This window comes from Mesorhizobium sp. (assembly GCF_017306585.1).
Taxonomy (GTDB): domain Bacteria; phylum Pseudomonadota; class Alphaproteobacteria; order Rhizobiales; family Rhizobiaceae; genus Mesorhizobium.
Genome location: NZ_JAFKIC010000120.1, coordinates 57,563 through 66,042, shown reverse-complemented (window position 1 = coordinate 66,042; position 8,480 = coordinate 57,563). Strand labels below are relative to the sequence as shown.

Here is an 8,480-nt window from a genome sequence, read left to right as displayed (position 1 = left end):
CACCGAGCGCCAGTATTTTCAACGCTTCTCTCCCGGAAATGCAAAAACGTGCCGAACGGAATCCTGCTCGCCCTGATCGCCTATGCAAGCTATTCGGGCAGCGATGCCGTTATCAAGAGCCTGGGCGGACAGTTCACCGTCTTCGAGATAGGCTTCTTCTCGACCTTGTTCGCCGGCTGCTTCCTGTTCTTCACCCGGCCCAACAATGAGCAATGGCGCGATTTCTGGCGCATGCAGCGGCCATGGGCCGTGCAGGCCCGCGCCTTTGCCGGCATCGCCTCGGGCGTGCTCAGCGTCTACGCCTTCACCCACATTCCGTTGGCCGAGGTCTACGCGCTGATCTTCCTGGCGCCCTTGCTGGTCACCATCCTCTCGACCGTCATCCTGAAGGAGAAGGTCGGCCCGTGGCGGTGGCTCGCCGTGGTCGCCGGCTTTGCCGGGGTGATGCTGGTGGTGCGGCCGGGGTTTCGCGAACTCAATCTCGGCCATCTCGCGGCCTTCGTGAATGCCTTTCTGGCCGCCACCAGCGTCATCCTGTTGCGGTCGCTCGCCCAGCAGGAAAAACGCACGTCAATGCTCGGCGTTCTGGTGGGCTATGGCCTGCTGTTCAACGGCGTCGGCGCAGCCACCGCCTCGTTCACCGTGCCGAACGCCATACAGTTGGTCTGGCTGGCCATGGCCGGCGCCTTCACGGCCGGCGGCCAATTCATGCAGCTCCTGGCCGCCAAATATGCGCCCGCCAACCGGATCGCCCCGACGCACTATTCGCAGATCGTCTGGGCGGTCATCCTCGGGGCGCTATTCTTCCAGGAATATCCCGACTGGCTGTCGCTGGTCGGCCTCGCGGTGGTCGGCGGCTCCGGCCTGCTGACCATGGTGCGTGAGGAAGTCAGGCTCGGCACCGTGCGCTGGAACCCATTTTCGCGCACCAGGCTTTGAACGGGCGGCCGTCGCGCACATTGCATGGCGACCACCACCGCTGATATGCGGACGCCATGACGACGAAATCCCTGCCGGAGCTTCCGGTCACCGCCGTGCTGCCCGCGCTCGGCGAAGCGCTTGGCGCCGGCAACCGCGCTGTGCTCGTGGCGCCGCCCGGCGCCGGCAAGACGACGCTGGTGCCGCTGGCGCTGCTCGAGGCGCCCTGGCTCGGCGATGGCAAGATCGTGCTGCTGGAACCACGCCGGCTCGCCGCGCGCGCCGCCGCCCGGCGCATGGCCGCCCTGATTGGCGAGGAGCCCGGCGGCACGGTCGGCTATGCCATGCGCATGGAAAACCGCACCTCGGCCCGCACGAGAATCCTGGTCGTCACCGAAGGCGTGCTGTCGCGTATGATCCTCGACGATCCCGAACTGCCGGGAGTGTCGGCCGTGATCTTCGATGAATTCCATGAGCGCTCGCTGGACGGTGATTTCGGTCTCGCTTTGGCGCTCGATGTACAGGGCGCGCTGCGGCCGGATCTGCGTCTTCTGGTGATGTCGGCGACGCTCGATGGCGCCCGCGTCGCGAAACTATTGTCGAGCGCGCCGGTCATCGAAAGCGAAGGTCGCGCCTTCCCGGTCGACATCGGTTACGAGGAGCGGCCGACCGGCGTGCCGATCGAGGATGCTATGGCCAAGGCGATCCGTTCGGCCCTCGTCGACGAGAACGGCAGTGTGCTCGCCTTCCTGCCCGGCCAGTGCGAGATCGAGCGCACCGCCGAGCGGTTGCAGGGCAGGGTCGGCGCCGACACCGACATCGTGCCGCTTTACGGTCAGCTCGACGGCAAGGCGCAGGACGCGGCGATCAAGCCGTCGCCGGCGGGGCGCCGCAAGGTGGTGCTGGCGACATCGATTGCCGAGACCTCGATCACTATCGACGGTGTGCGTGTCGTCATCGATTCCGGCCTGTCGCGCCTGCCGCGCTACGAGCCGTCAAGCGGTCTGACCCGGCTGGAAACGGTCCGCGTCAGCAGGGCTTCCGCCGACCAGCGCGCCGGCCGTGCCGGCCGCACGCAGGCCGGCGTCGCCATACGCCTGTGGCGCGCCGAGCAGACGGCGGCGCTTCCCGCCTTCACGCCGCCGGAAATCCTCGAGGCCGACCTTTCCGGTCTGCTGCTCGACTGCGCTGCTTTCGGCGTCGCCGACCCTGGCACGCTCGCCTTCCTCGATCCGCCGCCGGCGCCCGCGCTCAACGAGGCAAGGGTTTTGTTGCGCGCGCTTCATGCCATCGACGAAGCGGGGCGTTTGACCGAGGCGGGCATGTCGATGCGGAAGCTCGCTCTGCCCGTGCGGCTGGCGCACATGGTCGCGGAGGCGGCGAGCGGCGGTCATGCCGGCGAAGCGGCCATGCTTGCCGTGCTGCTGACCGAACGCGGATTGGGCGGCGACGGCGCCGACCTCGAACGGCGGCTGATGCACTTTCGCGCTGACCGATCGCCGCGCGCCACCGCCGCGCGGCAACTGGCCGAGAGGCTGGCGAAACAGGTGGGTAACGCAACGAACAGCGAGGCGGCATCGGCCGGCCCCCTGCTCATCCACGCCTGGCCGGATCGTGTTGCAAAGGCGCGCGGCGAGCGCGGCCGTTTTGTCCTGGCCAATGGCTCCGGCGCCATGCTCGATGCTGCCGACCCGCTGGCCGGCGAGCCTTATCTGGTCGTCGCTGACCTCCAGGGCAAGGCGCAGAACGCACGCATAGCCGCCGCCGCGGCGATCGGCGAGGACGACATCCGCACCGCGCTGGGCGACCGCATCGAGACGCGCCGGCAGACAAGCTTCGACCGCGACAGGCGCGCCGTGCGCGTGCGCGAGACGGTCCGGCTCGGCGCCATTACGCTCGCCGAGCGCATGTTGCCGGCGCCATCGGGGGCCGATGCCGATCAGGCGATCCTAGACGCCCTGCGCGAACACGGCCTGTCGCTGCTGACCTGGAGCAAGGAGGCCGAAACGCTGCGCCAGCGCCTGTCCTGGCTGCATCGAGGACTCGGCGCGCCATGGCCCGACATGTCGGATGAGGCGCTCATCGAGCGTCTCGACGACTGGCTGCTGCCGTTCCTGTCGGGTGCGGCGTCCTTTTCCGGCATCGATTCCAGCGCCGTCACCGCCGGGCTGATGTCACGCGTGCCGCACGAGCTGCAGCGCCGCGTCGAGGCACTGGCGCCGACCCATTTCGATGCGCCGTCGGGCAGCCATCTGCCGATACGCTATGACGGCGAATGGCCGGTGCTGGCGGTTCGCGTCCAGGAACTGTTCGGCCTCGATCGCCACCCATCGATCGCCAACGGCACGGTGCCGCTGACGCTCGAGCTTCTGTCGCCCGCGCACCGGCCGATCCAGACGACGCGTGACCTGCCGGGCTTCTGGCGCGGCTCCTGGGCAGACGTGCGCACCGACATGCGCGGCCGCTACCCCCGCCATGTCTGGCCGGAAAACCCGCTGCTTGCCGCCGCCACCAGCCGGGCAAAACCGCGCGGGACCTAGCGCTTACCCCTCAGCGGCTGTAATCCATTCGTCATGATCAACGTCCTGCGTTCCCCCGAATTCCAGCAGAGCCAGCGGCTGCGCCTCAACACGCTGATCCGGCTGCGCTGGCTTGCCATTGTCGGCCAGAGCGTGACCGTGCTCGTCGTCGCCTACGGCCTGAAATTCCCGCTACCGGTCAGCCTGTGCTTCGCGCTGATCGCCTGTTCGGCATGGATGAACCTGTTCCTGGCCTTCCGCTTTCCGGCCGCGCACCGGCTCACTCCGTTCGCCGCCTTCGGCATCCTGGTCTTCGACAGCCTGCAGCTTGCCGGCCTGCTCTACATGACCGGCGGCCTGACCAATCCGTTCTCGCTGCTGATGACGGTGCCTGTCGTGATTTCGGCGACATCGCTGCCGCTGCGCCTGACCGCCATACTGGGCGGACTGGTGATGATAGCGGCGACCTTCCTGGTCTTCATCCACCTGCCCCTGCCATGGAATGAAGGCGCGCCGCTGGTGATGCCCTTCATCTATGTCGCCGGCATGTGGATGGCGGTGCTGTCCTCGATCGCCTTCACGGCGATGTACGCTTTCCGGGTGGCGGCCGAGGCGCGGCTTCTGGCCAATGCGCTCGCCGCCACCGAACTGGTGCTGCAGCGCGAGCAGCACCTGTCCGCGCTCGACGGGCTGGCGGCGGCCGCCGCGCATGAGCTCGGCACGCCGCTTGCCACCATCACGCTGGTCGCCAAGGAGATGGAAAAGGCGCTCGGCAAGGATCCGAAATTCGGCGACGATGTCACGCTGCTGCGTTCGCAAAGCGAGCGCTGCCGCGAAATCCTCAAGCGCCTGACCAGCCTGTCGTCCGAAGGCGAGGCGCATTTGTCCCGCCTGCCGCTGACCTCGCTGGTCGAGGAGATCACGGCGCCGCATCGCGACTTCGGCATCTCGATCAAGCTTCGCCCGGGCGATCGCGCCGGGCCGGAGCCGGTCGGGCGCCGCAATCCGGGCGTCATCTATGGCCTCGGCAATCTGGTCGAGAACGCCGTCGACTTCGCGCGCAAGAGCGTCACCGTGCGCTGGAGCTGGGACGAGGCCACCGTCTCCTTCTCGATCATCGATGACGGGCCGGGTTTTCCGCCCGAGATCATCGACCGCATCGGCGAGCCCTACATGTCGACGCGGCAAGGCACTGAGGCCGGCGGCGGCCTTGGCCTCGGCCTGTTCATTGCCAAGACGCTGCTCGAACGCTCGGGCGCCGCGCTCGACTTCCGCAATTCGAGCGGGCTGGGCGAGGGGGCGGTGGTGCAGATTTCATGGCCCAGAAACGTCTTCCTGAACCCGGAATCGGCGCCGGCTACCATGTTTGACACTGCGTAAATTGGACAATAGCGGCGCAAAACTATATCTGCGTAAAATTAAGGCAGCAGGAATTTCCACGACGATGACAGGTGATGAAAATATTGGCGCAATGGTCGAGGGCGAGGACACCTCGCTTCTGATCGTCGATGACGACAAACCATTCCTCACCCGTCTCGCCCGCGCCATGGAAACCAGGGGCTTCGTGGTGGAGACAGCCGAAAGCGTCGAGGAGGCGGTCGGCAAGGCGCGGGCCAATCCGCCGGCCTACGCCGTGGTAGACATGCGGCTCGGCGACGGCAACGGCCTCGACGTCGTCGCCGCTATCCGCGAAAAGCGTCAGGATTCCCGCACCATCATCCTGACCGGCTATGGCAACATCGCCACCGCGGTGACGGCGGTGAAGCTTGGCGCGGTCGATTATCTGTCGAAGCCGGCCGACGCCGACGACATCTTCGCCGCGCTGACCCGCACCAGCGGCGAGCGCGCCGCGCCCCCGGAAAACCCGATGTCGGCCGACCGGGTGCGCTGGGAGCATATCCAGCGCGTCTACGAAATGTGCGAGCGCAATGTTTCGGAGACCGCGCGCCGGCTCAACATGCATCGCCGCACCTTGCAGCGGATACTGGCCAAGCGCGCGCCGCGCTGAGGGATCACCGGATACGCAGGACGTAGCATCAGGGCGATTTTCCAATTCTTAGTGGAGTCCATCAATTATCGAGGTCAGCGCCGCCTCTCATTGCCCTGCCGGGCATTTCTCCCCGTACAGTGACGGGGAGAAAGGGCTTGTCGCGACGAAAGTGCTCCTCTCGCGGTGTTGGCCGTTGGCGAAACCGGCGATGACAGCGTCCCTCTCCCCGTCCTTAGACGGGGAGAGGATGCCGGCAGGCAGGTGAGGGGCGGCGCTGGCGCTCGGAAAAATTACGGAGGCGACATGCAGGATCTGAAGCAGCGGCCGGTATCCGTCTTCCGCGAATTCCTCGACAGCGAGGCCGCGGGCGGCATCATCCTGATGGTGGCGGCGGCCTTGGCCCTGATTGTCGCCAACTCGCCGCTCGCCGAAACCTATTTCTCGGTCCTGCACGCCTATGTCGGCCCGCTCAGCGTCTCGCACTGGGTCAATGACGGGCTGATGGCGGTGTTCTTCCTGCTGGTCGGGCTGGAGATCAAGCGCGAGATGCTGGATGGCCAGCTTTCGACTTGGCCGCGCCGGGCGCTGCCTGGCATCGCGGCGGCCGGCGGCATGGTGGTTCCGGCCCTGGTCTATGTCCTGATCAACCGCAACAACGGGCCGGCACTCTCCGGTTGGGCGATTCCGACCGCCACCGACATCGCCTTCGCGCTGGGTGTCCTGTCGCTGCTCGGCAGCCGCGTGCCGGCTTCGCTGAAGGTCTTCCTGACGGCGCTCGCCATCATCGACGATCTCGGCGCCGTCATTATCATCGCCATCTTCTATACCAGCGGCCTGTCGCTGGCCTATCTCGGCGCGGCCTTCGCCATCATTGCCGTCCTCATCGTGCTCAACCGCATGCGGGTTATGACGCTCGTGCCCTATCTCGTGCTCGGCGCCATCCTGTGGGTGCTGGTGCTGAAATCGGGCGTCCATGCCACGCTCGCCGGCGTGGCGCTGGCGCTCACCATTCCGCTCGAACGCTCGCCGGGGCTTGGCCACGATCTCGACCACTCGCCGCTGCACCGGCTCGAACACGGACTGCACAGGATCGTGCCCTTCGTCATCATTCCGATCTTCGGCTTCGCCAATGCCGGCGTCTCGCTTGCCGGCCTGAGCTTCGGCGCGCTGATCGAACCCTTGACGCTGGGCGTCGCCGCAGGTCTCGTCATCGGCAAGCTGGTCGGTGTCTTCGGCTCCTCCGCGCTTGCCATCCGCTTCGGCCTTGCCGACCTGCCGGCCCATGCCGGCTGGTCGCATATGATCGGTATCTCGCTGCTCTGCGGCATCGGCTTCACCATGAGCCTGTTCATCGGCCTGCTCGCCTTCGCCAGCGACGTGGCGCTGCAGGACGCCGTCAAGGTCGGCATCCTCGCCGGCTCTTTTGTCGCCGCCATACTCGGTGCCGCCGTGCTGCTGCTGGCGCCGGCGGCCGGTGGCACGGACGAGGCGACGGAGTAGGGCCGTTACTCGCTTTCCCCTTCCAGCGCCGGCACCGACACGCCGGCAAGCTCCGCCGCCAGCAGCCTGGCGGCGCCGGCGCGCGCGATGCGCAGCATCAGCGCCTTGCGCGTCGCCGCCGCCATGCGGTGCTCCGGCGCGTCGCGCAGGATTTCGGCGCCATAGCCGTCGGAGAGGATGAAGCCGCATTCCTCGGGAAATATCTCCGCAGGCACGCCCGGATGGGTGGCGAAGAAGAAGCGGTCGGAGTGCAGCCGGTAATCAGGCCATTTGCGGTCGACCCGGAAATCCTCGATCGAGGACTTGATCTCGATGATCCAGATGTCGCCCTGGCGTGTCAGGGCAACGAGGTCTGCGCGGCGGCCGGTCGCCAGCGACAGTTCCGGCAGCACATGCGCGCCCATCTGCATCAGCAGCCGCTGCACGCCACGCCGCACCAGCATGGCACGCTCGGACTGGCGACCGTCGATGAGAGGATTGAGGGGAATCGGCGAAATGATCGGCATGGCGGCACCATGCCAGATTTTGTTCACGGTTTGAACCTGTTTGTGCAGCGCGTCTTGCTTGCCGCCGCTGCGCAATGGGCTAGTTTGGGTCGATCCGAAATCCTCGACTGACAACCGCCCGGTAGTTATTCACGGTCGTCAGGGCGAGGCGGCGCCTCCAGCATTGTTTGCATTGAAACGATAGACGAGCGAGAACGAGACTGTCTGGACGGTAGGCTTGAAGGCGATGGCGTTGTCCGGGGCGCCGGTGGCGTCGACATACATGCCGGCGTTTCTGCGGCCGTAATCGGCGAAGCGGTATTCGGTTTTCATGAACCAGCCTGGCGAAGTGATGCCCGTGAAGTCGAGCGTGTTTTCGACGCCGCCGCCCACGAACCAGCCGTCATAGTGTTGTCCGGCGACACTCAGTGGGACCAGCGGTGTCGGGTCGAGGCCGGACCCCGTGAACTCGGCGTGGCCGTAGCCGCCATTGGCGTAGATCAGCATGTCCGGGGTGGCAAGCACGCCGAGACGGAGCCCTGCCGCAATGTTCAACCTGTCGCTCGTGGTGCCGGAATATTGCTCGAAAGGCGCCCTGATCGTGCCTCTGATGTCGCCGAACTGAACATCGGCAAAAGCGCCAGCCACCCAGGACGGAGCGAACTGCCAGTCGTAACCAGCGCCGATCGTGCCGAAGGCACCGCTGCCGGAGGTATGCTCGGAAGGCCCGGGCGCGGGAAAGCCTCCGAAATCCGTGTACTGATCGGCGCTCCACCATCCGAACCCGCCGCCGGCCGAAAGATAGAACCCGCTCCAGTCCCGGGCTGGCGCTTGTCCCGCGGCGCTCATGTCGGCCGCCGACGCCATCGGCGGCAACATGCCTGCGATCGTCACGATGCCAGCCACTGCCAAAAGTCTCATGCAAAGGTCCTCGATGTTTATTCGGTGCGTGCAGCCATCGCCGATTTCGCGGCAATCGTCTTGGACGCATGGGCTCCGGCATTGGATGGACAGGTCGGCCGCGAGATCAGTCGGCAATTCAGTCGGCAATGTTGCGCCGGCGCAACG

General features: G+C 66.4%; 7 protein-coding genes. 5 read left to right on the top strand and 2 right to left on the bottom strand.

Annotated features, from left to right (window positions below; all coding sequences use genetic code 11):
• The first annotated feature begins 48 nt into the window (after nt 1–48).
• From J0I79_RS09950 to nhaA, 5 genes are all read left to right on the top strand, one after another.
• Nucleotides 49–939, top strand: coding sequence for a DMT family transporter (locus J0I79_RS09950; protein WP_292856986.1), 891 nt, complete (start codon nt 49–51; stop codon nt 937–939).
• A gap of 56 nt (nt 940–995) precedes the next feature.
• A complete protein-coding gene (hrpB, locus tag J0I79_RS09945; protein ID WP_292856984.1) occupies nt 996–3,458 on the top strand; it encodes an ATP-dependent helicase HrpB in 2,463 nt (820 codons plus the stop codon).
• A gap of 33 nt (nt 3,459–3,491) precedes the next feature.
• Nucleotides 3,492–4,817: an ActS/PrrB/RegB family redox-sensitive histidine kinase gene (locus J0I79_RS09940; RefSeq protein ID WP_292856982.1), complete on the top strand. Its 1,326-nt coding sequence runs from the start codon at nt 3,492–3,494 to the stop codon at nt 4,815–4,817.
• 64 nt (nt 4,818–4,881) lie between these two features.
• Complete coding sequence (locus tag J0I79_RS09935; protein WP_292856980.1) at nt 4,882–5,445, top strand: ActR/PrrA/RegA family redox response regulator transcription factor; 564 nt, start codon at nt 4,882–4,884, stop codon at nt 5,443–5,445.
• Between the two features lie 285 nt (nt 5,446–5,730).
• Nucleotides 5,731–6,927 carry a Na+/H+ antiporter NhaA gene (gene nhaA, locus J0I79_RS09930; protein ID WP_292856978.1) on the top strand — a complete coding sequence of 399 codons (1,197 nt, stop codon included), beginning with the start codon at nt 5,731–5,733 and terminating at the stop codon, nt 6,925–6,927.
• A 5-nt stretch (nt 6,928–6,932) separates the two neighbouring features.
• Here the strand turns inward: nhaA and J0I79_RS09925 are convergent, their stop codons facing one another.
• Together J0I79_RS09925 and J0I79_RS09920 are read right to left on the bottom strand one after the other, a co-directional pair.
• Nucleotides 6,933–7,433, bottom strand: coding sequence for an MmcB family DNA repair protein (locus J0I79_RS09925; protein ID WP_137929228.1), 501 nt, complete (start codon nt 7,431–7,433; stop codon nt 6,933–6,935).
• Nucleotides 7,434–7,571: 138 nt separating this feature from the next.
• Nucleotides 7,572–8,333 (bottom strand): autotransporter outer membrane beta-barrel domain-containing protein, encoded by a 762-nt coding sequence (locus tag J0I79_RS09920; RefSeq protein ID WP_292856976.1) that lies wholly within the window; start codon nt 8,331–8,333, stop codon nt 7,572–7,574.
• Between the last annotated feature and the right edge of the window lie 147 nt (nt 8,334–8,480).

Coding starts and splice junctions, on each gene's coding strand:
- nhaA (WP_292856978.1), top strand. CDS start 5,731: ATGCAGGATCTGAAGCAGCGGCCGGTATCCGTCTTCCGCGAATTCCTC.
- hrpB (WP_292856984.1), top strand. CDS start 996: ATGACGACGAAATCCCTGCCGGAGCTTCCGGTCACCGCCGTGCTGCCC.
- J0I79_RS09940 (WP_292856982.1), top strand. CDS start 3,492: ATGATCAACGTCCTGCGTTCCCCCGAATTCCAGCAGAGCCAGCGGCTG.
- J0I79_RS09925 (WP_137929228.1), bottom strand. CDS start 7,433: ATGCCGATCATTTCGCCGATTCCCCTCAATCCTCTCATCGACGGTCGC.
- J0I79_RS09920 (WP_292856976.1), bottom strand. CDS start 8,333: ATGAGACTTTTGGCAGTGGCTGGCATCGTGACGATCGCAGGCATGTTG.
- J0I79_RS09935 (WP_292856980.1), top strand. CDS start 4,882: ATGACAGGTGATGAAAATATTGGCGCAATGGTCGAGGGCGAGGACACC.